We start from the raw sequence: 24,734 nt of genomic DNA on the forward strand, positions 1-24,734 counted from the left end.
TAAATACCTTAGTTGAATAAGCTAAGGTATTTTTTTGGCCTTACACCTAAAACCTTTAAACATGCAATTTGGTAAAGTAGACGATCCATCAATAATAGATTATACCCTTCCGGCTGATGCACCTGAAACGGCAACAATTTTAGCTTCCAATAAACCCAAGCAATCTTTTAAGGCCTACGTAGGTTGTGCAAAATGGAACAAAGCTGATTTAAAGGGCTTTTATCCGAAGGGAACAAAAGACGAGCTCACCTATTATGCTACCCAATTTAATTCAATTGAACTTAATGCCACGTTTTATGGCATGCCTACCCGCGAGCAGGTCATTACATGGACAAAAAAAACACCAGCAGATTTTAAATTTTTCCCGAAACTGACCAATACCATCAGTCACTTTAAAAGATTGATCAATGTAAAAGAACCTGTGGCACAATATTGCGATGCCATTAGTAATTTCGAGGATAAACTGGGAATGGCTTTTCTCCAATTGCATGATAACTTTAAACCCAAGGATTTTGAAAGGTTAAAAATTGTGATCAACGAATTCCCAAAGGTGATTCCGCTGGGCGTTGAAGTGAGAAATACGGAATGGTTTACCAACCCCGCCATTGCGAATGAATTTGCCAGGCTTTTTGAAGATAACGGGATAACCAACATCATCGTAGATACTTCTGGCAGACGGGATATGATGCACATGCGCTTAACTACACCAACAGCTTTTGTACGTTTTGTGGGTGCAAATAACGATGAAATCGATAAAATGCGTTTAGATGACTGGATCGAAAGAATTGTGGATTGGAAAGCGCAAGGTTTAGAGAACTTATATTTTTTTGTACACCAGAATGTAGAACTTTCCTCGCCGTTATTTTCAGCTTATTTTACAGAGAAACTGAACAAAGCGATTGGAACAGATTTAAAGATCCCGGTAATGGCCAACCAGGCGCCACCTAGTTCACCCAGCTTGTTTTAGATAGCGTTTGGTCGAGATTTTTAAACTCGGCCTCATGAACCGTGGATTTTAAATCCACTTTAAAAACAAATTTTAGTCGGGATTGCAAATCCAGATTAACTCACCAGCGGCATACACATGTATAACTAAAAATATTCCGGCTTGCTAAAATTATGAACAGAAAACTGTAAATTGTTAACTGAAAACTGTTTATATGTTAAAAACGCTAGATCTAAACCAGGTAATGGTGCTCGATATTGAAACCGTTCCACAATATTCTTCCTTTCAGGAAGTACCGCCCCATTTTCAAGAACTTTGGGAACAAAAAACACAATATCAACGCCATGGTGACCAAAGCGCAGAAGACTTTTATGAGCGTGCAGGTGTAATGGCCGAATTTGGTAAAATTATTTGCATTAGCCTCGGCATTTTCTACACGGAACAAAACACGAACAAACTGCGCATCAAATCCTTTTCCGGCCATGATGAGCATGAAATACTGTCACAATTTGCAGCACTACTTCATAAACAAACGCCTAACCTGATGTTCTGCGCCCACAACGGAAAAGAATTTGATTTTCCTTACCTGTGCCGGAGGCTTTTGATCAATCGGATAGAAATTCCTTCACAATTGGAATTATCAGGCAAAAAACCCTGGGAAGTTAACCATATTGATACAATGGAACTATGGAAATTTGGCGACTACAAAAATTTTACCTCGCTTAACCTGCTTGCCACTATTCTAAATATCCCTACACCAAAAGATGATATTAACGGCAGTCAGGTAAAACAGGTATATTATGAAGAAAAAAATCTTCCACGGATTGTTACCTATTGCCAGAAAGATGTAATTACTACGGCACAGGTACTGTTAAAATTCAAAGGGATGGATATAATTCCGGAAGAAAATATTACCATTGTAACCTGATGCTAAACGTTGAAAATTTAAATATCGATTTCTACAACCGGGAAGATAAAAACTGGTTCAATGCCGTTAAAAAATTGAGCTTTAATGTAAAAAAAGGCACTATTTTAGGCATAGTTGGCGAATCTGGCTCTGGCAAATCGGTTACTTCATTCTCCATTATGCGTTTACATGATGAAGGCCTGGCAAAAATTACCGGTGATATTGAATTTGAAGATATTAGCCTGCTTAATTTAGACGCTAACGAAATCAGGCACATCAGGGGAAATCAGATTTCGATGATTTTTCAGGAACCCATGACCTCCTTAAATCCTGTTTTTACGTGCGGCGATCAGGTGGCAGAAGCCATTATTCTCCATCAAAAGGTAGATAAAGCCGAAGCAAAAAAGCAAACCATTGGCCTGTTTAACGAAGTTCAGCTTCCGCGGCCCGAAAAGATATTTGACAGTTATCCGCACCAGATTTCTGGTGGCCAAAAACAGCGGGTAATGATAGCCATGGCTTTGAGCTGCAATCCTAAACTCCTCATTGCCGATGAGCCTACAACTGCTCTGGATGTAACCGTTCAAAAAACCATTCTGCAATTGCTCCTCAAGCTTAAAAAAGAGCGCAACATGGCCATGATCTTTATCTCACATGATTTAGGTGTGGTAAATGAAATTGCCGACGAAGTTGCGGTGATGTATAAGGGCGAAATTGTAGAACAGGGACCAGCAAAATCGGTTTTCGAAAATCCACAACATCCTTATACCAAAGGTTTACTGGCCTGCAGGCCCTCGCCATCCTTACAATTAAAAAAATTACCGGTTGTAGCCGATTTTTTGAATAACGAAACTGGAGATAAACCTGCCTATTTAATGGCTGCAAACCAGTTAACAGCAACAGAAATTGCGCAAAGAAGACAGACACTTTACCAGCAAAAACCATTGCTGCAAATTAAAGATCTCTGCACCTGGTATCCTGTCCGCAATGGATTATTTGGTAAAATTACCGATTATGTTAAAGCGGTAGATGGAATTAATTTTGAGGTTTTTCCAGGTGAAACACTTGGCCTCGTAGGCGAATCGGGTTGCGGAAAAACCACCCTGGGGCGCACCATCCTCAGGTTAATCCAGCCAACTTCTGGTTCCATTATATTCAACGGAGAAGACATCACACATTTAGGTAAAAACGAGTTAAGAAAACTGAGAAAAGATATCCAGATTATTTTTCAGGATCCCTATGCTTCGCTAAATCCTAAATTAAGCATTGGTCAATCAATACTGGAGCCCTTGCAGCTGCACCAGCTTTATCAAAACAATGCTGAGCGTAAACAAAAAGTCTTAGAACTTTTAGATAAAGTTGGTTTAAAAGCAGAGCATTTTAACCGCTATCCACACGAGTTTAGTGGAGGCCAGCGACAGCGTGTGGTCATTGCGCGGGCTTTGGCCTTACAGCCTAAATTTATTATTTGTGATGAATCGGTATCAGCGCTTGATGTATCGGTACAGGCACAGGTGCTCAACCTCATCAGGTCTTTACAGGAAGAGTTTGGCCTCACCTACATTTTCATTTCACACGATCTGGCGGTAATTAAGCACATTTCTGACCGAATTTTAGTGATGAATAAAGGGAAAATTGAAGAAGAGGGTTTTCCCGAAGCATTATTTAATGCCCCTAAGGCCGAATATACCCAAAAACTGATCGCCGCCATTCCCGGCCACCAATAAATTATGCGATTTTTCCTATCCATTGTTGCCATACTATTCTTCTGCGCTACCACTTACGCCCAAAAAGTAGAAATTTTACAGTCAACTCCCGTTTTTAAACAAGTGCCTTTCGAAGCCTGTCATGCTTCAACACTGGTTGATCTGGGAAACGGGAAAATTATGGCAGCCTGGTTTGGTGGCAAACACGAAGGGAGCCAAGATGTGGTTATCTGGTCAGCAATAAAAAACGGGACAAACTGGAGCCAACCTGTCGAAATTGCCAATGGGATACAAAACGATACCAGCCGTTTTGCCTGCTGGAATCCGGTGCTTTTTAAAGCCAAAAACGGCACCTTATTTTTACATTACAAAGTGGGCATAAATCCCCGTACATGGTGGGCCGAATATAAAACATCTGTTAATAATGGTAAAAGCTGGTCTAAAGCTAAAAAACTACCAGATGATTTTTTAGGCCCCGTTAAAAACAAACCCATTCAATTGGCAGACGGAAATATCCTCTATCCTTCAAGTACCGAAAGCGAGGATGAAAAAACGTGGCATATCCACATCGAAAAATCGGATGCCGATGGCCAGAATTGGAGAAAAATCGAGATCAACTGCGATACTTTTGGCGTTATCCAGCCATCCATTCTCATTCATCCCCAAGGAAAATTGCAATTGCTTTGCAGAAGCCGCCAAAATGTAATTGTAGAAAGCTGGTCTGTTGATTATGGCGAAACCTGGTCAAAATTAAAACCTACCCAATTGCCCAACCCCAATTCGGGCAGCGATGCGGTAACTTTAAAAGATGGCCTTCAATTGCTTGTTTACAATCCATTAACAGCAGGGAAAAACTGGTGGGAAGGCCGCTCGGTATTAAAGCTGGCCATATCAGCAGATGGCGAAAACTGGAAAGATATTTACACCCTCGAAAACCATTTAAAAGGCGAATATAGCTACCCAGCCATCATTCAGGATCAAAAGGGAAACATCCATATCAGTTACACCGCTGAACGGAAGAAAATTAGTTACATGGAGATCAGGTTAGTCCATAGTCCATAGTCCATAGTCCATAGTCCATAGTCCATAAGATGGAATAAAGTTTAGAAATGAGGTTTAATCTGGAATATTATTTATTCTGCTCAAGTTAATCCTATATAGTGTGAATGGCAATTTCCGCTTACCCCACGGCAATTAACTATGAGCTATTAAACCGTCAACATGCAGTCCTGTTTGCTATAGCAATAAACCAATGGCCAATGAACGATTTAACGATAAACCATCTTACCGCTCACATCTCAACACCCATATCCTGTGTCTCCCCGCTCAGTTCTCACATCTCAGTTCTCATATCTCACATCTGGAATACATTTTACACGCCAAATCCTGCCACTTCCCTATCTTTTCTGTATCTTCGGTAAATTCAGTTTAGCGTATGGCAAAGAAAAAATCGGCAAATATTAAATTGGTTCTGAATCAATTGGTTAGTGATATTTTTGAAAAAAACAATAATCAACTCCTAAATTACAAACAGGTTTCGTCAAAATTAAACCTAAACGATCAGGAATCAAGAGAAACGATTTTAGAAATATTAAAAGAGGGAAAAAACAGCGGAATTTTCTTAGAACCCGAAAAAGGAAAATTTAAACTTAAAGAACTGCAGAACTTCATTATTGGTACTGTAGATATGACTGCCGATGGATCGGCTTATATCGTACCCGAAGATGAGTTTGAAAAAGATATTTTTGTTGCGCCCCGCAAGCTTAAAAATGCGCTGCACGGCGATACTGTAAAAGCTTATGTGTTTGCTAAAAAGAGCGGCCGTAAAAATGATGGTGAGGTAATTGAAATCATTAAAAGGGCAAAATCAGACTTTACAGGTGTGATTAAAATATCAGACCGTTTTGCCTTTGTCATTGCCGACGATAAAAAAATGATGCACGATATTTTTGTGCCATTGGCCGATACGCACGGTGCCAAAAGTGGTCAAAGGGTCTTGGTAACGTTATCCGATTGGCCTGAAAGTGCCAAAAATCCAATAGGTATTGTAAAACACGTGCTGGGCAACCAGGGTGAAAACAATACTGAAATGAATGCCATTTTGGCCCAATACGGTTTTCCACTTGAGTTCCCGCCACAGGTAGAGAGAGAAGCCAATGCTATTCCGGAAGAAATTCCTGCTGCTGAAATTGCCAAACGCAAAGATTTTAGGCAGGTATTAACCTTTACCATCGATCCGGCAGATGCCAAAGATTTTGATGATGCCATCTCTTACCAAAAACTACCTAACGGAAACTATGAAATCGGAGTTCACATTGCCGATGTTTCACACTATGTGATCCAGGGAAGTGAACTCGATAAAGAGGCTTACAGCAGGGCAACCTCTGTTTACCTGGTTGATCGCGTCATTCCGATGCTGCCAGAACGCTTAAGTAACGGTGTATGCTCACTTCGTCCGCATGAAGATAAATTATGCTTTGCTGCTGTTTTTGAGCTTGATGAGCAGGCAAATATTCAAAACGAATGGTATGGCCGTACCGTAATCCACTCCGACCGCAGATTCACCTACGAAGAAGCCCAGGAAGTGATTGAAAATAAAACCGGCGATTATGCACCTGAAATACAAAAACTGAATGAACTGGCTTACATCTTGCGCGACCGAAAGTTTAAAAACGGTGCTATCAGTTTTGAAAGTACAGAAGTTAAATTTAAACTCGATGAGGCGGGTAAACCGATAGGCGTTTACGTTAAAGAACGTAAAGATGCCCACAAACTGATTGAAGATTATATGCTTTTGGCCAACCGCAAAGTGGCTGAATTTATTGCTAAAAAAGTGAAGGGCAAAAATAAACTGACCTTCGTTTACCGGGTACACGATTCGCCAAATATGGAAACCCTGAACACCTTTGCCAACTTTGCGTCCCGTTTTGGTTATAAAATCAATACCAAATCCGATAAGGAAATTGCAAAATCACTAAACCATTTAATGGCCGATGTAGAAGGTAAAAAAGAACAGAACATTTTAACCTCGCTAGCCATCCGGTCTATGGCAAAAGCTATTTATACCACTAAAAAAACCAGTCATTATGGCTTGGCTTTTGAATATTATACCCACTTTACTTCTCCTATCCGTCGTTATCCCGATGTAATGGTGCACCGTTTACTCCAAACTTATTTGGATGGTGGCAAATCGGCCGATATGGAATTTTTTGAAGTTGCGTCTGTACATTCTTCGGCAATGGAAAAACGGGCTGCAGATGCAGAAAGGGCTTCGATTAAGTACAAACAGGCAGAATATTTAGAAAACAATATCGGTACCGAATACAAAGGCATTATTTCGGGTGTAACCGAATGGGGCATGTATGTAGAAATTGAAGAGAATAAATGCGAAGGTATGATTCGTTTACGCGATATATCTGACGATTTTTACGTACTTGATGAGAAAAACTACTGCATTGTTGGCCAAAGAAAAAAGAAAAAATATCAACTAGGAGATGAAGTGATGATTCGGGTAAAAAAAGTTGACCTTTCTAAACGTCAGATCGATTTTACGCTAATTCCTGATTAAAAAATTAAGACATTTGTGCCCGGAACACAATGTTTAAACAAAACATGCAGACTACAGAACAATTACAGCAGATTTTAAATAACGCCATACAAAATTTAAATTTACCAGGTTACCCTAAGCAACTTTACGATCCAATCAGTTACATCATTAACCTTGGCGGCAAACGTGTAAGGCCACTATTGGTACTAATGGCTACCGAATTGTTTGGTACAGACGCCAATAAATCTGTTCATGCTGCCATGGCAATTGAAATTTTCCATAATTTCACTTTGGTACACGATGATATTATGGATAATGCACCATTACGCAGGGGCCAGGCAACGGTACACGAAAAGTGGAGCACCAATGTGGCCATTTTAAGTGGCGATGTGATGATGGTAGAAGCCAATAAAAATCTGGCAAAGGTAAACCCGGTTTTCCTTAAAGATGCACTGGATACTTTTAATGTTACTGCACAGGGCGTTTGCGAAGGTCAGCAGCTGGATATGGAATTTGAAAAACGTGATGATGTAAGCATTGAAGAATACATCAACATGATCAGACTTAAGACGGCAGTACTATTGGGCGGTGCACTGAAATTGGGCGCTATTATTGCCGGTGCATCTGCAAAAGATGCAGATTTGATTGAACAGTTTGGAGAAAACATAGGCATCGCCTTTCAACTACACGATGATATTTTAGATGTATATGCTGATCCTGAAAAGTTTGGCAAGCAGGTTGGCGGGGATATTATTGCCAATAAAAAGACCTTCTTGCTGCTAAAAGCGCTCGAGCTTGCCGAAGGCGATACCAAAACTGCTTTAAAAACCTGGACCGCTTCTAAAGTATTTGATGCACAAGAAAAAGTAAAAACGGTTAGGGCTGTTTACGATACGCTGAATATACAGAAAATTGCTAAAGAGCACATGAACCATTACCGCGATAAAGCTTTAGCCTTATTTGCGCAGATAAATGTGAGCGATGAAAGAAAAGCCGACCTGTTAACACTAACCAACCAGTTAATGGCCAGGGAGTATTAAGGTATTCGTCATTTCGAGCGAAGCGCAACGAAGCCGAGAAATCTATATCAAAAGATTTTCCATTTCGCTGCGCTTCAGTAAAAGACGTACTTCAACTATCTCCCAAGCCTTTAGCTAACTTATATTTAATCCAAAAATCAGCTGATTTAGTAGAATATTCAGCTCCTGGCATTGGTCTTTGACCGCCACCACCCATTCTTCCGCCGCCGCCCATACCGCCACGGCCGCCAGTACCCATGCCTCCAGCCCCCAGCCCACCTCTGCCGCCTGATCTTCCACCACTTCTGTTTCCTCCTTCAGGGGAAGCTTCTCTTTTAAACCCAGATTTACCTGGTTCGTTAATTTTGATATTATAAACAATGGTTTTTTTAAGATCCAGGCCCACCTGTAACTGTGCCAATGGAATGCTCAACTCATAAATCAGATCTCTGTTGGGATGAATGCTCATACCCGTTTCAATACCATCCTGATTAATCGCAGGCAGCTCCCCATCAGCAATATTTTTAAAACCTGAAACCCTAATGCTTTTATTCGTAGCAGCAAAATCATGCATTTCTTGATCAGATGATAAAGCATGATGCGCTTCCCCATCTTTTGGCATGGGCGGCCTTTCCATTAGCGGAAAAGTTAACTTCATTCCATCCTTCTTTTTACCTTCAGTATTAATATTTAAGGTGATCCCTCCTCTTAGTACACTAAAAGTAGTTTGCGGGTCTAATGATTCTATGATGATATATAGATTTTTGTCATCGTTGGCCAGGGCAAAAGCCAGTTTGGTGGCATCGTTATATTGGTTGAGTGGTTCATTCCATTCGTTCGGGATACCATCGGCTTTAAACGGTTTTACCATGCGGATATTTTCTTCTACCTCTTGCGCATATAAAAAACTGCCGGAAATAAGTAATGGAATTAATAAGGATATTTTCTTCGGATTCATTGGATTTGTTTTAAAATCAATACCCAAATCTAAAAGCATGCAATGTTAATTTTTGTTATTTAACAGGATTTAACAAATTAGTCAGGAGTCAACAGCCGGAACTACATAAGTCAGCTTAAATGGACTGAACCAATAATCAGTTACCAGTTTTCAATGTTCAGTTGAAATAGGCTATGGGTTATTGACCATCGAATATAATCTAATGAGCAATTACCAGTTTTTAGTTAGATTAAACTACGGGCAATATAAACCAATGACTAATACACCAATGAGCAATGAATTAATGACTAATGCACCAATGACGAATGACCAATGCACCAATGACGAATGACCAATGCACCAATGAACCAATAACCCATATAACAAAAAAGGTCCTGATTTGCATCAGAACCTTTTTTATATTTTATTTCGTACCAGTTATTCTGCAGCTGCAGCTTCTTCAGTAGCTTCGTCTTTTTTAGCTGCTTTTTTTGCAGGTGCTTTTTTAGCAGGTGCGGCTTCAACTTCAGCTGCAACTTCTTTCTTTGCAGGTGCTTTTTTAGCAATTGCTGCTTCGATCTCCGCATCAGTGATAGGAAGAATAGAAACGTATGATTTGTTATCTTGTTTCTTTTTGAAAACAACAGTACCATCAACTAATGCAAATAAAGTATGGTCTTTACCAATACCCACGCCTTTATCAGGATGGTGTTTTGTACCACGTTGACGTACTAAAATGTTTCCTGCGATAGCTAACTGACCACCGAAAACTTTAATACCTAAACGCTTACTATGCGATTCACGTCCGTTTTTCGAACTACCGGCTCCTTTTTTGTGTGCCATGATTTTATATTTTGTAACCCGCTAAAAGCGGATTATTGGGTTAACAATTAATTATAACGTGATGTCAGAGATCTGAATCTTAGTGAAAAACTGGCGGTGACCATTTTTCTTTTTGTAACCTTTTCTACGTTTTTTGTGGAAAACGATTACTTTATCACCTTTTAAATGAGATACGATCTTAGCTGAAACTTTAGCACCTTTAACTGCAGGAGCACCTACAGTAATTGCACCACCGTTATCAACCAACAATACATTATCAAATTCAATACTAGCGCCTTCATCTCCTTGTAATCTGTGTACAAAAAGGTGCTGGTCTTTAGCAACTTTAAATTGCTGCCCTGCTATATTTACTATTGCGTACATTGTTTAAATATTAGTTTTTTAATTTTTATTTAACGAGGTGCAAATATAGAACAAATTCAATTAACACACAAACACATATCAAAAATATTTTTCATTAAAATCATATGCAATCAGTATTTGAAGTATCTGAGCGTTTCAATATCCATTTTACATTATACTTTTCGAAAATCATGATTCAATAATCTACGGCTAAGCACACCCTACTGCCATTTCAGCCATCCATACAGTGGAACGCAACGCCACTACGAAAAACTAAGTTTCTACGCGTTTTATGCTTATATGCCTAGCTTCCCTCTATCTTCTTGCTGCAGGGTAATACTGCAACCGCCCACCTGCAACGGACCGGGGCCTAAACGGCCAACATGGCATTTGATATCAGTGGTTGCAAGGCGCAGAAACCCTTGTTCCTAAACCTGATTGGAGCGAACACGAAGTGCAACGGAGTAAAGCGTAAAGCAGGGCTGAAGCCAGCCACAAACCACAAGCCGTTCATTTCCAAAACTTACAAAATATATATCATGTATTATTTAACTTCATGGCAGCCCCTTCTACACCGTTCAAGATGAGGTCATTTCCTCGGTTGCAGGGCGCATAACTCCTTGTTCCTAAACCTGATTGGAGCGAACACGAAGTACAACGGAGTAAAGCGTAAAGCAGGGCTGAAGTCAGCCACAAACCACAAGCCGTTCATTTCCAAAACTTACAAAATATCTATCATGTATTATTTAACATCATGGCAGCCCCTTCTACACCGTTCAAGATGAGATCATTTCCTCGGTTGCAGGGCGCATAACCCCTTGTTCCTAAACCTGATTGGAGCGAACACGAAGTGCAACGGAGTAAAGCGTAAAGCAGGGCTGAAGTCAGCCACAAACCACAAGCCGTTCATTTCCAAAACTTACAAAATATCTATCATGTATTATTTAACATCATGGCAGCCCCTTCTACACCGTTCAAGATGAGATCATTTCCTCGGTTGCAGGGCGCATAACCCCTTGTTCCTAAACGTGATTGGAGCGAACACGAAGTGTAACGGAGTAAAGTATAAAGCAAGACTGAAGCCAGCCAAGAACCACAAGCCATTCATTTCCAAAACTTGACGATGCTCCTTCGTATATGAAATACATTAGCCTACCATTATCAATCATCCATTTCCCATCTTCCATCTTACATCTTACATCTTCCATCCCCCACCTTCCTCCCGTTAAAAAATGTTAAAACATTTTTTAATTACGAAAATTTCGTAGATTTACGAAAATTAAATAGAAAACTAAATTTCCAGATCATGAAACGAATTTTAACTACCTGTTTGGCTACGGCCATTTTATTTTCGGCAAAGGCCCAGGAACCAGATAAGGCGTTGGCCAGGGTGCGCTACACTTTTACACATATAACAGACACTACGCAAAGGGATAAACCCAAAGTAGAAAATATGCTGCTGGTAACCGGTAAAAACGCGTCGGTGTTTACCAGTTACGATAAACTGAACCAGGCAAAAAACATGCAAATGCAAATACTGGAGCAAATGAAAAACCAAGCAGGTAGCGGTAACGTGAAAATTGAAGTAAAAAGTGAAACAAAAGCACCGCTTACCCAGGAAGACTATTTCTTTTTTGCGAATGAACATAAAATGATTACAAAAGAGCGCGTATTTAATAATTACCTGGTTGAAGAAGCCGCCCCAACCCTTAATTGGAAGATCCTAAAAGATACAATGAGCTTTTCGGGAGTTGCCTGCCAGAAAGCAACCACACATTTTAAAGGCCGTAACTGGATCGCCTGGTTTGCTACCGAAATTCCGTTTCAAAGCGGTCCATGGAAATTAAATGGCCTGCCTGGTTTAATTATAGAAGCTTATGATGATAAAAAGGATATAAAATTTGAATTTGCCGGACTGGAAAATGTAAAAGAAGCAGATGCCACAACCAATGCCGATGGAGAAGTGAAAATTGCAGCTCCAAATGGCGGAGTGGGTTCCGTAAAAATTATGGGCATGGATATCAGCACAGGCTACCTTGGCCCTGAAATTAAGCTACCTGCTGGTGCCATAAAAACCACCCGGAAAGAACTAGATAAACTTAAAGCCGCCCGCGATCAAGATCCGCAAGGCTTTATGCAGGCGCAAATGGCTGCAAACGGTATGCAAGGTTCTTTCAAATCTAACCAGGTGCCACGCCCTGGAGGCACTACAGTAGCTAAAGCCTCAATTAACAACCCGATAGAAATTGAAGATAAAAAATGAGAAAGTTCATTTTAAGCTGCTGGCTTTTGCTGGCAGCCTTTTCTGTTTTTGCCCAAAAGCCACTTAAAGGATCGGTAAAAGATGCCGTTGGCAAGGGTATTGAATCGGTTAATGTGACGCTAAAAGATACTGAAGGCAATATCATCAATTTTACCAGGACCAATAAAAATGGTGCTTTTACCATGGAACTCAAAAACGACCCGATTGCAGGTTACAAACTTGAAGTTTCGAGTATTGGTTTTAAAAAGCTGACTACCGTGGTAACCGGTGTTGCTAAAAGTTACGAACTGATTTTACAGCCCAGCGAAACCACACTGGAAACGATAAACGTTAAAAACAGACCTTCATTAAACGCCAGGGGCGATACCTTAAATTACCGTACTGCTGACTTTTCTGATAAGCAGGACAGAAGTATTGGCGATGTATTGAAAAAAATGCCTGGCGTTGAAGTGGCGGAGGATGGCAAAATCAGCTACAACGGGAAATCGATATCTAACCTGTATGTGGATGGCGACAATCTGTTAGATGATAAATATAATATAGGCACTAAAAGCATCCCGCATGGGGCAGTTGATAAGGTACAGGTCATTCAAAATGATCAGCCGATTAAAATGATGCGCAAAAATAACATGAGCGATGATGTTGCCCTAAACCTGGTGATCAAAGATGAAGCTAAGTTAAAAGTGATGGGCGATGCCACCGTGGGCGCTGGCGTGCCCAACCGGTTTGACGAAAACCTAACCGCCATGTTGTTCAATAAAAAGCTAAAGTTTATCAATAACATAAAAGGAAACAATATTGGCATTGATCCGGGTGGAGATCTTATCGCACACAATTTTTCTGATTATGCAAAGAAACTGGATAACGATAAACCCAACGCACTGCTCTCTACAGGTGCTGCCGGAGTACCCTCCTTACCACAAAGCAGATATCTTTTTAACAAAGCTGGCTTAATTAACCTGAACAACTTATACAAATTCAATCCGGACCTTCAGTTGAGGGCAAACATATCTTATCTATATGATCAGCGACGTCAGGAATACAATAAATTCTCGGAGACATATCTTACCGATCAAACCATACGCTATACTGAAACGCAGCGTAATGCCATTCATCCACAAAAACTAAGGGCGCAGTTCAATCTAAATGGCAATGCGGAGCAATACTATCTGAACAATAACCTGGTATTGGAATATGAACCATTTAAAACCTCATCTGATTTTGTAATTAACAACGTTGCAGCCAACCAGATGCTTAAACAGGAAACTTTCGACTTGTCGAACGAATTTAATTACAGAAAAAAGTTAAAGTCGGAGGATGTAATCAACCTCTACTCCTACTTAAACCGCACTACGCAACCCGAAACCATAAATATTATGCCCGGCCTAAATGCCGATGTTTTGAATAATGGAAACAGCTATCTTGGTTTAACACAAAATATTAAACTGCCTACCTGGTACACCAATAATTATGTATCGTTCGCTTTTGTAAAAAACAATTTCGTACAAACCTATAAAGCAGGTTTCAATGTGCAACAGCAGCAGCTTAATTCAACACTCTTCCGCACACAAAACAACCAGCAAACAGAGCCTGTTAACGGTAATACCGTTAATCACCTTGATTGGCTGAAGGCTAAAATTTATACTGACGCTACATACGAGTATAACAACGAGAAGTTAAAGGCTAGTTTAAGCTTGCCGCTAAGCTACAACCAAATCCACTATAACGATGTACCTAACCAATTGGATAACAGCTTGAATAAACTATTCATAAATCCTTCGTTTAATGTAAAATACCAAACCAGTACCGAAAATTATGTAACGGCGAATTATAATTTCAGAAACGATCTGGGCGGTATCAGTGATGTTTACCGGGGTACAATTTTAAAAAATTACCGCTCGCTGTTTTCCAACGATGCACCAATTGCTGAATCCAAAATGCATAACCTGGGAGCCGGTTTTAACTTTAGAAAAGCCATGCAAATGTTATTTGCCAACTTAACAGCAAATTACAGCGATACTGAACTGAATACTATTGCGGCCTACAACCTCAGCAACAATATTCAGCAAAAAATTGTATTACCGTTTAATAACCATATCCGCAACTTTTCTTTGGCGGCAAACGCAAGCAAATACCTGTTTACCTTAAAAAGCACCGTAAATGCCGGCGTAAGTTTTGCGCAAAGCAAATACAGTCAGCTGCAGAACAACGCGCTGCTACCATTTAACACACAAACTATGGCTTACAAAGTTGGCATTGATGCTAAGCTGAACAACTTCATTAACTGGTCGTACGCTGCTAATTTTGCCGTTACCGACAATAAAGCCATGGTAGCCGATGGGATAAAAACGAATTTCAAACAATTGAGGCAACAATCTGCTTTAGCCATCACCACGGTTAAAAATCTGTATTTGAATTTATCTGCCGAGCACCTGTTCACCCGGCAATCGTCGCAACCTGATTTGAAGTACCTTTTTGCAGATGCAAACATGCGCTACAAATGGCTGAAAAGGAAGACTGATATTGAATTTGGGATCACCAACCTCACCAATATTAAAAGATTTGATGCCATCTACCTTTCGGCGAATTCCCTAACTACCGGAACTTATGATATCCCCGGACGGGTGGCCATGCTGAAAGCAACATTTAATTTTTAATAAATCAAAGGCAAATTTGTCAACTTTCTGGCACCTTGCTAATAAAGTTGACAAATTTAATTTGCCGAAGGCTTTGTATTTATCTGTATGGATTGCCCATTTTGATCCATTTTCAGATCCATGATCATATTGGGATTTAATTGATCAAGCTCGGCCTTACTCACCTTGTTTCCATTCAGATAATAACTCATACTGGTAACCGACGATTCTTTTGCTGCTGGTTTATCTTTTAATGTCCCGATATTTTCTTTCGTGTTGACAGTAGATTTCATCACAAAAACAGCAGTAACTTTTTTCCCTTTGATATCAGCTACATTTCCGAAGCCTCCGTTTACCTGATCAGCCAGCATAATCTGCTCAATTCTTTCATTAGCAGGAACAGAATCGTTAAATGTGAATTGTTTAACAAAAACCCTTTTGTTTGAACGGCCATCTGTTTTAAAACTAAATTTAAAATGATCAACCTTTTTTTGAATTGCAGTCACTAGATTATGCTGTGCCGAATCCCCAATATTCTGTTTCAAAACAAAGGTAAATGTGGTAGCGGTATCTGTTTTATGCACCATTGGTGCTGTAGTCTTTCTCTTTTTGTCAATTTTTGATTTTATTTTGGCTTCCCCAACATTTTCAGCCTGCTGATGCGGCATCACATTGATTACCATTTTGGTTAATGGTACCAAACCTTTCTGTACAGCTTTTTTATCGATGGTAAAAGCAAGGGTAATGCACAACAAAACAGGTAAAGCGAGCATATAGCGAGTCAAATTTAATTTTGAGGAGCGCTTAGCATTCATCATCTTGATCCTTTTCTTAAGATCAGATAAGTTAAAATTATTGACAATAGCTACTGACGGCTGTAACGCACCTACATCGAGCAAACTATACTGATAGGTTTTTCTATCAATCCCCTTCCTTAAAATACGGGCATCGGTAATAAACTCAATATTTTCGCGTACGGCCTTTTTCATCAGCCAAACGCCGGGGTTAAACCAGTAAAAAACCACACAAATTTCGGCCAGAATAATATCAAGTGTATGCCATTGTTCCACATGTACTTGTTCATGTTCCAAAATATTGGGCAGATCTTCCTGCTTATGCAAGCCCGGATTAATATAAATGGTTTGCCAGAAACTGAAAGGACTTACCTCATCTGATAAAATTCTTACCGGATATTGATTTAACTTATCGGGCAAAGAATTTTGATGCATACGGTACAAAGAAATAAACTGCACCATTAACCGCAACGCCATGAGCACCACACCAGCGTAAAAGAATACCGAAAGTAGTTGCCACAATACCGGAACTGCATCTTGTTTGATCAACTGCCTCACCTGTTGGTTCAAACCGGGAACAAATGCAGGTACAGATTTATGGCTGCCCAACAAACTGGTCAGGTTAATAAAAGGATAAGCAGAAGAAAACAAAATTCCGAATAACAGAAACATCCTGTTAATGGAATAGAAGGTTAATCTCCGTAACACCAGGTAATAGGTAGCCGAAAACAAAATCAGCACCAGGTTAATTTTCAATAAAATGAGAAAGAAATGTGGCATAGCCTTTACTTTTCAGGGTGCTCTATTAAATTTATAATCTCTTTAAGTTCTGCAGCACTGATTTTTTTGTCCCTGGCAAAAAAAGCAACAAGCTCTTTATACGAACTTTGAAAATAATTATTGACAAAACCGCTCATAAAACGCTTTTTATACTCTATTTCTTTAACTTTTGCACTATAGCGGTTGGCATTGGCAAAACGCTCGCTTACCAGGTATCCTTTACGTTCCAGGTTTTTAATAGTCGATGCCAAAGTGGTATATGGCGGTTTAGGCTCCGGCAGCACATCCATAAAATCTTTAATAAAACCTTTTCCAACCTGCCAAACAGCCAGCATCGCTTCTTCTTCCTGCAATGTTAATTTTTCCATTTTTACGAATATATCGTAAATATACGAAAACATCCTAAATAAAAAAGGCCTTAATCTAAGCAGATTAAGGCCTTTTCCTATAATAATGGGTATTTTATTTCAGCTAAATCTGACTCGGGACTCCCGACTATGGACTTTAGACTATTTAGCGCTTCTTTTTTCGGCCTGTAACAACGTCTGATCTACAACCTTACGCATTTGCACTGCAGCATCCAATAATTTTGGATTACCATCAAAATCGCCGTAAATGACTACATGTTTTGTTTTTTCCTTGTACTTGAACAAGATATCATAACGTGGTACAGCCATTGATTTTTCGCTCTTCTTACCTATCGTATCCGGAAAATTCCAGAGTCCAATTTCATTGGCTTTGCCGTGCATGTAAAGAATATCATCGTTCTTTAAAAAGATTTTTTTCTTAATTACCGAATCTGCCCCATTTACATACTGATATTCGCCTGTGGCCGAATTATAGTGATTTTCCAGGGTATCTTTAATACCCCATTTATACTCCATCGATACAAAATCCTTTTTCCGGAACGGTGCATTCTGGATAATTGGTTTATAATAGATGTAACAATAAATGATCATCGGCACGATAATCGTAATGGCTAAGAATATTTTTTTTCCTCTACTTGACACTTTGTATTGAATTATTGAATGATTTTGAATGCTTGAATTTTGAATGAGCGAATTAGAGCATTATTGAATAATTGAATGTTAAAACAGACTCAGGACTAAATACTCCGGACTTCAGACTACCTACTCCTTCAACTCCCCTTCCCATTTACTGACCACAGCAGTAGCAATACTGTTACCCACCACATTAGTTGCCGAACGGCCCATATCCAGTAAAGGATCAATACCAATTAACAACGCCAAACCTGCTTCAGGAATGTTAAAACTGGCAATGGTACCCGCTATAACCACTAAAGATGCTCTAGGCACACCCGCAATACCCTTACTGGTTAACATCAGGATTAACAGCATTGAAATTTGTTGCTCGAAACTTAAATGAATGCCATAAGCCTGCGCAATAAATAGCGAGGCAAAGGTCATGTACATCATTGATCCATCTAAATTGAATGAATAGCCCAATGGCAGCACAAAACTTACAATTTTATCCTTACAGCCGAAGCGTTCTAACAGCATCATTGTTTTTGGATAGGCCGCTTCGCTACTTGCAGTACTAAAAGCCAGAAGTGCAGGCTCCTTCATATCGTTTACCAAACGGAAAATACGTTTTTTGAGTATCAGGAAGCCAAGAAAGATTAATAATCCCCACAAAATGATTAAACCAAAATAAAATTCACCAATAAAAATGGCATAGGTATTCAGCACGCTTAAACCCTGTTTAGCAATAATAGCCGTCATCGCACCAAAAACAGCAAGCGGTGCAAAGTTCATGACATAGCCCGTCATCTTTAAAATTACATGTGCAATAGCATCAAAAGCCTTAACTACAATAGCTCCTGCAGGGCCGATTGCTGCTGTTGCCACGCCAAAGAATAGGGAGAAAACTACAATTTGAAGGATTTCATTGTTAGCCATCGATTCGGCAATACTTTTAGGAAATACATGTGCGATAAAATCTTTAACACTCATGGCTGCCTTTTGGATCCCGGTATCAACCAGATGATCAGGAAGTGATAATTTCATATGCTTGCCAGGTTCAAACAAATTCACCAGAATCATTCCCAATACCAGCGACATTAGCGACATGGTTAAAAACCAGCCGAGCGTTTTACCGCCGATACGGCCTACGGCTTTAATATCCCCTACTTTGGCAACGCCTACAACCAGCGTAGTAAACACCAGCGGTGCAACAATCATTTTGATCAGGCGTAGAAAAATATCGCTTAACAGGGTAAAAAACTCCAGCTTTTTTTCCCTTATTGCTTCATTTTCTTTTTTGATTTTAGCGGCAGCTTTTTTATCAATTTTAAGCTGGCTGTAAACTGCGCTCGTGGTATCAGTCGATTTTATAATGTTTACATCTATACTTTTAACCTTTGCATCGGCATTCAGGATATTCTGATTGTAAACATTGATAGCATTTACATTTAAAATGTACCCCAATGCAATCCCTGCAATCAGCGCTATAAAAATAAAAAGCGTGAGTTTGTTTTTCTTCATGAATAAAAAAGTTTGTGGCAACTTAATTCGGTAAAACTACGATATTTACGGCTTGTAACAAATTTTGAGTTCAGGAGGTATCAAAAATATATTATTTTGAAATCCTCATGTAACAAAAAGTGTGTATCAACATCTAAAAAGCAACGACAAACTCCTAAATGGAACAAAAAGACAAGTTATTTAAGCAGATCTTCGATTCGAATTCCAAAAAAATATTCCATTTATGTTATGGTTATACTGGCGATACCGACGCTGCAAATGATCTCTTACAGGAAACTTTTTTGAAGGTATGGCAAAATCTGGATAAGTTCCGCAATAAATCTTTGATTTCAACATGGATTTATCGCATCGCAGTGAATACCTGTTTAACTTACCTGAGATCGGAAAAGAGACAGGCTAAAGACGAATTAACCGATAACATCATTGAAAATAAAGTAGAAGAATTTTCGGAGAAAAACGAACAGGTAGCCCTGCTTTATAAATGTATTTCTAAACTTGAAGAGAATGATCGTTTAATTATTACCATGGTACTTGATGAGCTCCCGTACCACGAAATTGCTGATATTTCAGGTATCAGTGAAGGCAATTTAAGGGTAAAAATTCATCGTATTAAACAAAAATTAACAGAACTATATAGCCAGTATGCAAGCGTTTGATCAAATACAGGAGTTGTGGCAAAAACACGAAGTAGAAGTTAAGGTTTCTGCTGATGAGATGTTGCAACAAGCGAAAAAAGAAGTAAATGGATTAAAGCTGAAATCGGCCTTAAACATTGGGGGTATGCTGCTGTCTTTCATCGCCATTGCCGCATTATGGATATTCTTTCACTTCCAATCGTGGACTACACATGTAGGCATTAGCATTACCGTTATCGCCATCGGCGTTTATACTTTAATTCTTTACCGCGATTACCGTCTTATTTCAAAAAATGATTTCACTGCTCATCCCAACGAGTTTTTAAACAACTTAAAAACTTATCAGTTAAACCGTTACAAACTATACAATACGCTTTATTGGTTTTACGCTATTGCCCTTTCTTTGGGTATAATATTTTATTTCGTAGAAATACTGGCATACTTTAACACTATACAGAAAGTGATTGCCATTGGTTTAACAGCACTTTGGATTATTTTCTGCTCAACCATTTTACGCAAAGCCGTAATTAAGAGAGAAAAGGAGAGGATTGCTTTGCTGATTGAAAAATTTGAGCGCATTAGCGCACAGATTTCTACCCCGGAATAATTTTAGGCACGGTTTTTTCGTTGTAAAATTCGACACACAAAATCCTGATCATTTGACTGGTTAATAGGCAAAAATTCAGGATAAGATACCGTTGAAAAATTATGCTATTGAAAAAACTGATCATACCGATATTATTGCTGCTGCCCTTTTCTTTTGGTTTTAAACAGGATTTTACCCAACCTGTGCAACTTAACTGGGAAACTTATTTTAAAGGCAAAGCTGATGAGCGTTCGCCATTTATTGCATTAACAGCAATGACCTGGGAGTACAGCTATAACAGTACGGTGTATCGAAACCGAGTAGTCATCGATCTTAAAAACGAAGTTCGTATTGACAAAAACCGTTCCTGGGTAAAGTGGGATAAAATTAAAGATCCCGAAGTCAGGGCGAGTTTACTACACCATGAACAGGGCCATGTAAACATTCAGTATATTTTGCTTTCTGAAGCAGAAAGAGTGCTGAAAAACCGCAATTATTCAGTTAGCAACTATAAAGCGCAGATAGCCGAACTGGCCAACCAGATCAGTACTTATTTCGATACCATGCAGCGTAACTATGATGAAGAAACCGGGCATGGCAGCAACCATAAAATGCAGGCCCGCTGGGACCGGATAATCGAGGATAAAATGGAGGAATCGAGAACAGCCACGCTGGCTTTACAGAAATAATTTGGGGATAAATATAATGGCACCAACGGCTAAAGCTAAACATGCAGCAACCAAAACCGCAGCAGCAGCCAGATCTTTTACGATTTTGATTTTAGGATGAAAATCTGGTGAAACCACATCAGCCAGTTTTTCAATAGCTGAATTTAAAATTTCGGCCACGATAACGGCTGATATAACGCTTAAAATAGCAATCCACTCTAAGGCAGAAAGTTTTAAGTAAAAAGAAAAACCAATCGCAATAACTGATGCAAAAAGATGAACCCTCCCGTTATGATCGAGCATAAAAAACAGTTTTAAACCCTGAAAAGCATATTTAAAACTTTTAATACGATCTATAATAGAAAATTTTTGGTTGTTCATTATTTTTGAAATTCGTCATCCTGAATTTATTTCAGGATCTCTCAGTATAAATTGATGCAGAAATAATTTACCAATAATAGTCTTTAATAAGAAAAATCATCATTGCGAGGCACGAGGCAATTTTAATGCGTACGCTAGTAGCGATCGTTTTAAGATTGCTTCCCCGAAAGGTTGGTGCAAGCTGTAGGCTGAAAAAGCCTTCTCACAAGGACAATGACTCCTAGCCTTTAAATTTACTAAATCATCTGTCAATCCTATTGATTTTTATACAATAAATTATCTCTCAGGATAACATCGAGGGCGAAAAGCCTTCATCTCGACCGCAGCAAAGCAAAGTGCCTGCCCGTACAGGCGAGAAGAGATCTTTGTAACAACTTATTAAAATCAAATTTAAAAGATTTCTCCATTTCGCTACCGGTGAAAAATCGGTAAGCTTCAGTCGAAATGACGATTAACTGGTTAGAAGTTGTCGCCACGCCATACACATCACGCTATGCACCATCCACCTTTATACCTTCCACCTTCTACCCTACTTCACCTCGCTCGTCGAAAAACTGTTACCACTTAACCTGTATTGATAAGTTTTAGTCACCGTTTTACTACTATCTGCGCTATCTTTTGCAGGAAAAGAACGAAAAAGATCGCCATTTTTAATAGAAAACTTATCGTTACCCGCATAGCCTTTCTTTTGGTTTCCACTTAAAGAAGGAAAACTGATTTTATTAAAATTGCCGCCTGCGTATTCAAAAACATGGAGATCGGAAACATTTTTTTTGCTCAGTAACTGAACGTATAATTCCGGATTTCCGTCGTTATCCAAATCCATGTTCCAGGCATCGGTAATAATCCCTGAGCGATCAACAGCTACTGAACGGTAATGATTATGGATAGAATCGGACATTAGAATCTGATATCCACCTATCGAATCCACTCCTTTTCCCCAACTTACAATTTCGAAATTTAATCCGGGTTTTACCTCAATATCTTTATAAAAAGGAAAGGGGTTTTTCTGCACTTTTACAGTTTCTGGCTTTACTTCTTTTGGTTTATCTTCTGTGCATGCCAAACAAAACAGCATCCCTGTGATGCACAAGAGATGCTGTAATGTATATTTCTGAGGTTTCATTTTATTAAGGGATATTTTAGTTGTCCCAAATTAAGGATTTTAGCCTATCAAAGCAATTATTTTTATTTCTTTGCTTCTGCTGAAACGTCAGGTGCGCCGTTATTTAAAACCGTTTCCGTAGTTACACTTCTTCTACCGCTCGGGGCAATAACAATTGTTTTTAGAACCCTCTTCTCTCCTTTTGGTACTGTAATTTTTACCGGACCGGTGTATAAAAAAGCATTTTCTGAAGGACGCGATAAATCAATTGAATAATAGATTTTACCACCTTTAACAGGCACTTTTAGGTCAATAGTAAATTCACCTCCTGTTAAATTTTTATCGCTCAGGCCAATTGGAGTGGGTACCCAATAGTTAACATTTATTTTATCTAAACGGGCTAAATGTACAGGCAAACGTTCTTCGCTAAAGTTTTTCAAATCTTTGCGTTCAACCGGCGACCAGGCAATTTCCGACAGAGCCAGTATGCGTGGATAAGCATGGTTTTCCGCCTTCTCGGGGGTTTTGATGTATTCAGTCCACATATTGGCCTGTACACCTTTAATATATTTTCGCTGATCGGCAGTTAATATTTTTGGAATGGGATCATAAGCATATATTTTCTGATATGGCGCAAAACCACCAATGGTAACCGGCTCATCAGGAGAATTAGATTGTTTATGATCGATATACAAACCCATAGAACCTGGCGTCATAATTACATCATGATTTTGCTGCGCTGCAGCAATACCACCGTCTTCGCCCCTCCAGCTCATTACTGTTGCATTTGGTGCCAAACCGCCTTCCAAAATCTCGTCCCAGCCAATAATAGAACGGCCTTTGCTGTTTACATGTTTTTCGATCGTCTGGATAAAATAACTTTGCAGTTCATGCTCATCCTTTAAACCTTTTTCTTTCATCAAAGCCTGGCAAAATGGCGATTCTTTCCAATAGGTTTTTGGTGCTTCGTCGCCACCGATATGGATATATTTTGAAGGGAAAATAGCAATCACCTCATCCAGGATATTATTTAACATGGTAAAGGTATTGGCAGATGGCACAAAAATATCATCAAAAACACCCCAGGTTTGCTGCACCTGTTTGCCTTTTCGGCTGCCGGCCCATGGCGTTTTATCGCTGATAAAAGTATCGCGATCAGGAAAACAGCTTAATTCTGGGTATGAAGCAATAGCAGCAGAAGCATGACCAGGTAATTCAATTTCGGGGATTACGGTGATGTATTTAGCAGCTGCATATTTAACAATATCTTTGGCTTCTTCCTGCGTGTAAAAACCTTTTACCGGCTTAAGGTAATTTCCGTTACCCGGATAATTACCGATGATCGTACCATTACGCGATGAACCGATTTCGGTGAGTTTAGGGTATTTTTTTATTTCCAATCTCCAGCCCTGATCATCAGTTAAATGCCAGTGAAAAGTATTGATTTTATAATAAGCCAACTGATCGATGTATTTTTTGATAAAAGAAACCGGAAAAAAATGACGGCTTACGTCCAGCATCGTTCCACGATAAGCAAAACGGGGATAATCATTAATATTAACGGCAGGGATAGTAATTTTATCGGCAAGTTTATCTGGCATCATTTGCATAGCCGATTGAACCGCATAAAACAGCCCAGCGCCTTTTCCGGTTAAAACAATCTGTTTTGGTGTAACTTTAATGGTATAACCTTCGGCTGGTAATTGATCTGCGCCAACAGATGTTAAAATAATAGCCTTCTGGTTAGGTTGGGTAATTTTAGTTTCGCGTAAAGCAAACCCCGCCTTGGTCACAATAAAAGCATTTAATAAATCAGCCATCTTCGCACCATCAATGCTTTGATTGACTAAAACTGTGGTTTTATCTAATTCGAAATTTCCGCTTGCCCTCGTAACGGATACGGGAGCAGGTATGATCCCCAGGTTGGGATCACGCTGCGCAAATGCACTTGAACCGATTAAAACTCCAATAAAAATAGATAATGCTTTGTTCATTTTAGTATTGATTTTATAGCTTAAACTAATTATTTGAACCAAGATAGAGATTATGGAGAAATTACAAATCCCACATTCTTGTTACAATGCTGATCAACCGTTTGACTTTGATGTATAAGACATATAAATCTTAAGTGGTCG

General features: G+C 39.3%; 21 protein-coding genes. 11 read left to right on the forward strand and 10 right to left on the reverse strand.

Annotated features, from left to right (window positions below; all coding sequences use genetic code 11):
• Positions 1–61: 61 nt before the first annotated feature.
• The 6 genes from ABEG20_RS09485 (at position 62) to ABEG20_RS09510 (ending at position 8,146) form a co-directional block, all read left to right on the forward strand.
• On the forward strand, positions 62–967 hold the full coding sequence (locus ABEG20_RS09485; RefSeq protein WP_406827132.1) for a DUF72 domain-containing protein: 906 nt from the start codon (positions 62–64) through the stop codon (positions 965–967).
• A 193-nt stretch (positions 968–1,160) separates the two neighbouring features.
• On the forward strand, positions 1,161–1,874 hold the full coding sequence (locus ABEG20_RS09490; RefSeq protein ID WP_406827133.1) for a 3'-5' exonuclease: 714 nt from the start codon (positions 1,161–1,163) through the stop codon (positions 1,872–1,874).
• Positions 1,874–3,580 carry an ABC transporter ATP-binding protein gene (locus tag ABEG20_RS09495; protein WP_406827134.1) on the forward strand — a complete coding sequence of 569 codons (1,707 nt, stop codon included), beginning with the start codon at positions 1,874–1,876 and terminating at the stop codon, positions 3,578–3,580. The genes ABEG20_RS09490 and ABEG20_RS09495 overlap by 1 nt, the downstream gene beginning before the upstream one ends.
• Before the next feature lie 3 nt (positions 3,581–3,583).
• Positions 3,584–4,621 (forward strand): exo-alpha-sialidase, encoded by a 1,038-nt coding sequence (locus ABEG20_RS09500; protein ID WP_406827135.1) that lies wholly within the window; start codon positions 3,584–3,586, stop codon positions 4,619–4,621.
• A gap of 373 nt (positions 4,622–4,994) precedes the next feature.
• Positions 4,995–7,127, forward strand: coding sequence for a ribonuclease R (rnr, locus tag ABEG20_RS09505; protein ID WP_406827136.1), 2,133 nt, complete (start codon positions 4,995–4,997; stop codon positions 7,125–7,127).
• A 44-nt stretch (positions 7,128–7,171) separates the two neighbouring features.
• A complete protein-coding gene (locus ABEG20_RS09510; RefSeq protein WP_406827137.1) occupies positions 7,172–8,146 on the forward strand; it encodes a polyprenyl synthetase family protein in 975 nt (324 codons plus the stop codon).
• A gap of 91 nt (positions 8,147–8,237) precedes the next feature.
• On the opposite strand, the gene ABEG20_RS09515 is transcribed toward ABEG20_RS09510, so the two are convergent.
• The 3 genes from ABEG20_RS09515 to rplU form a co-directional block, all read right to left on the reverse strand.
• Positions 8,238–9,122 (reverse strand): hypothetical protein, encoded by an 885-nt coding sequence (locus ABEG20_RS09515; RefSeq protein WP_406827138.1) that lies wholly within the window; start codon positions 9,120–9,122, stop codon positions 8,238–8,240.
• Between the two features lie 378 nt (positions 9,123–9,500).
• A complete protein-coding gene (gene rpmA, locus ABEG20_RS09520) occupies positions 9,501–9,905 on the reverse strand; it encodes a 50S ribosomal protein L27 (RefSeq protein ID WP_406827139.1) in 405 nt (134 codons plus the stop codon).
• 51 nt (positions 9,906–9,956) lie between these two features.
• Positions 9,957–10,268 (reverse strand): 50S ribosomal protein L21, encoded by a 312-nt coding sequence (rplU, locus tag ABEG20_RS09525; protein WP_039476071.1) that lies wholly within the window; start codon positions 10,266–10,268, stop codon positions 9,957–9,959.
• Between the two features lie 1,285 nt (positions 10,269–11,553).
• On the opposite strand from rplU, the gene ABEG20_RS09530 reads away from it, so the two are divergent.
• A complete protein-coding gene (locus ABEG20_RS09530; RefSeq protein ID WP_406827140.1) occupies positions 11,554–12,510 on the forward strand; it encodes a GLPGLI family protein in 957 nt (318 codons plus the stop codon).
• Entirely contained in the window at positions 12,507–15,167 is a 2,661-nt protein-coding gene (locus ABEG20_RS09535; RefSeq protein ID WP_406827141.1) for a carboxypeptidase regulatory-like domain-containing protein, read from the forward strand. The genes ABEG20_RS09530 and ABEG20_RS09535 overlap by 4 nt, the downstream gene beginning before the upstream one ends.
• 56 nt (positions 15,168–15,223) lie before the next feature.
• Here ABEG20_RS09535 and ABEG20_RS09540 read toward each other — a convergent pair whose 3' ends face one another.
• From ABEG20_RS09540 to ABEG20_RS09555, 4 genes are all read right to left on the reverse strand, one after another.
• Positions 15,224–16,720 (reverse strand): M56 family metallopeptidase, encoded by a 1,497-nt coding sequence (locus ABEG20_RS09540; RefSeq protein WP_406827142.1) that lies wholly within the window; start codon positions 16,718–16,720, stop codon positions 15,224–15,226.
• Positions 16,721–16,725: 5 nt separating this feature from the next.
• Positions 16,726–17,088 (reverse strand): BlaI/MecI/CopY family transcriptional regulator, encoded by a 363-nt coding sequence (locus ABEG20_RS09545; RefSeq protein ID WP_406827143.1) that lies wholly within the window; start codon positions 17,086–17,088, stop codon positions 16,726–16,728.
• A 141-nt stretch (positions 17,089–17,229) separates the two neighbouring features.
• Entirely contained in the window at positions 17,230–17,730 is a 501-nt protein-coding gene (locus ABEG20_RS09550; protein ID WP_406827144.1) for a hypothetical protein, read from the reverse strand.
• Positions 17,731–17,850: 120 nt separating this feature from the next.
• Positions 17,851–19,224: a dicarboxylate/amino acid:cation symporter gene (locus ABEG20_RS09555; protein WP_406827145.1), complete on the reverse strand. Its 1,374-nt coding sequence runs from the start codon at positions 19,222–19,224 to the stop codon at positions 17,851–17,853.
• A 158-nt stretch (positions 19,225–19,382) separates the two neighbouring features.
• Here ABEG20_RS09555 and ABEG20_RS09560 point away from each other — a divergent pair, with 158 nt between their 5' ends.
• The 3 genes from ABEG20_RS09560 to ABEG20_RS09570 all read left to right on the forward strand — a co-directional run bounded on the left by ABEG20_RS09560 (position 19,383) and on the right by ABEG20_RS09570 (position 21,134).
• Entirely contained in the window at positions 19,383–19,880 is a 498-nt protein-coding gene (locus tag ABEG20_RS09560; protein WP_039476083.1) for an RNA polymerase sigma factor, read from the forward strand.
• Positions 19,867–20,466: a hypothetical protein gene (locus ABEG20_RS09565; protein ID WP_406827146.1), complete on the forward strand. Its 600-nt coding sequence runs from the start codon at positions 19,867–19,869 to the stop codon at positions 20,464–20,466. Before ABEG20_RS09560 ends, ABEG20_RS09565 begins: the two co-directional genes overlap by 14 nt.
• 101 nt (positions 20,467–20,567) lie before the next feature.
• Positions 20,568–21,134 carry a DUF922 domain-containing protein gene (locus ABEG20_RS09570; protein ID WP_406827147.1) on the forward strand — a complete coding sequence of 189 codons (567 nt, stop codon included), beginning with the start codon at positions 20,568–20,570 and terminating at the stop codon, positions 21,132–21,134.
• On the opposite strand, the gene ABEG20_RS09575 is transcribed toward ABEG20_RS09570, so the two are convergent.
• The 3 genes from ABEG20_RS09575 to ABEG20_RS09585 all read right to left on the reverse strand — a co-directional run bounded on the left by ABEG20_RS09575 (position 21,123) and on the right by ABEG20_RS09585 (position 24,593).
• Positions 21,123–21,494, reverse strand: coding sequence for a diacylglycerol kinase family protein (locus tag ABEG20_RS09575; RefSeq protein WP_406827148.1), 372 nt, complete (start codon positions 21,492–21,494; stop codon positions 21,123–21,125). The two genes, ABEG20_RS09570 and ABEG20_RS09575, sit on opposite strands and share 12 nt — an antisense overlap.
• Positions 21,495–22,023: 529 nt before the next feature.
• Positions 22,024–22,620, reverse strand: coding sequence for a hypothetical protein (locus ABEG20_RS09580; protein WP_406827149.1), 597 nt, complete (start codon positions 22,618–22,620; stop codon positions 22,024–22,026).
• Between the two features lie 62 nt (positions 22,621–22,682).
• Entirely contained in the window at positions 22,683–24,593 is a 1,911-nt protein-coding gene (locus ABEG20_RS09585) for a beta-N-acetylhexosaminidase (protein WP_406827150.1), read from the reverse strand.
• Positions 24,594–24,734: the final 141 nt, after the last annotated feature.

The sequence above is a fragment of the Pedobacter sp. KACC 23697 genome (assembly GCF_045348445.1).
Lineage (GTDB): Bacteria > Bacteroidota > Bacteroidia > Sphingobacteriales > Sphingobacteriaceae > Pedobacter.

Coding starts and splice junctions, on each gene's coding strand:
- ABEG20_RS09575 (WP_406827148.1), bottom strand. CDS start 21,494: ATGAACAACCAAAAATTTTCTATTATAGATCGTATTAAAAGTTTTAAA.
- ABEG20_RS09540 (WP_406827142.1), bottom strand. CDS start 16,720: ATGCCACATTTCTTTCTCATTTTATTGAAAATTAACCTGGTGCTGATT.
- ABEG20_RS09485 (WP_406827132.1), top strand. CDS start 62: ATGCAATTTGGTAAAGTAGACGATCCATCAATAATAGATTATACCCTT.
- ABEG20_RS09510 (WP_406827137.1), top strand. CDS start 7,172: ATGCAGACTACAGAACAATTACAGCAGATTTTAAATAACGCCATACAA.
- ABEG20_RS09500 (WP_406827135.1), top strand. CDS start 3,584: ATGCGATTTTTCCTATCCATTGTTGCCATACTATTCTTCTGCGCTACC.
- ABEG20_RS09580 (WP_406827149.1), bottom strand. CDS start 22,620: ATGAAACCTCAGAAATATACATTACAGCATCTCTTGTGCATCACAGGG.
- ABEG20_RS09570 (WP_406827147.1), top strand. CDS start 20,568: ATGCTATTGAAAAAACTGATCATACCGATATTATTGCTGCTGCCCTTT.
- ABEG20_RS09535 (WP_406827141.1), top strand. CDS start 12,507: ATGAGAAAGTTCATTTTAAGCTGCTGGCTTTTGCTGGCAGCCTTTTCT.
- ABEG20_RS09530 (WP_406827140.1), top strand. CDS start 11,554: ATGAAACGAATTTTAACTACCTGTTTGGCTACGGCCATTTTATTTTCG.
- ABEG20_RS09545 (WP_406827143.1), bottom strand. CDS start 17,088: ATGGAAAAATTAACATTGCAGGAAGAAGAAGCGATGCTGGCTGTTTGG.
- ABEG20_RS09555 (WP_406827145.1), bottom strand. CDS start 19,224: ATGAAGAAAAACAAACTCACGCTTTTTATTTTTATAGCGCTGATTGCA.
- rnr (WP_406827136.1), top strand. CDS start 4,995: ATGGCAAAGAAAAAATCGGCAAATATTAAATTGGTTCTGAATCAATTG.
- ABEG20_RS09565 (WP_406827146.1), top strand. CDS start 19,867: ATGCAAGCGTTTGATCAAATACAGGAGTTGTGGCAAAAACACGAAGTA.
- ABEG20_RS09515 (WP_406827138.1), bottom strand. CDS start 9,122: ATGCTTTTAGATTTGGGTATTGATTTTAAAACAAATCCAATGAATCCG.
- ABEG20_RS09560 (WP_039476083.1), top strand. CDS start 19,383: ATGGAACAAAAAGACAAGTTATTTAAGCAGATCTTCGATTCGAATTCC.
- rpmA (WP_406827139.1), bottom strand. CDS start 9,905: ATGGCACACAAAAAAGGAGCCGGTAGTTCGAAAAACGGACGTGAATCG.
- rplU (WP_039476071.1), bottom strand. CDS start 10,268: ATGTACGCAATAGTAAATATAGCAGGGCAGCAATTTAAAGTTGCTAAA.
- ABEG20_RS09585 (WP_406827150.1), bottom strand. CDS start 24,593: ATGAACAAAGCATTATCTATTTTTATTGGAGTTTTAATCGGTTCAAGT.
- ABEG20_RS09490 (WP_406827133.1), top strand. CDS start 1,161: ATGTTAAAAACGCTAGATCTAAACCAGGTAATGGTGCTCGATATTGAA.
- ABEG20_RS09495 (WP_406827134.1), top strand. CDS start 1,874: ATGCTAAACGTTGAAAATTTAAATATCGATTTCTACAACCGGGAAGAT.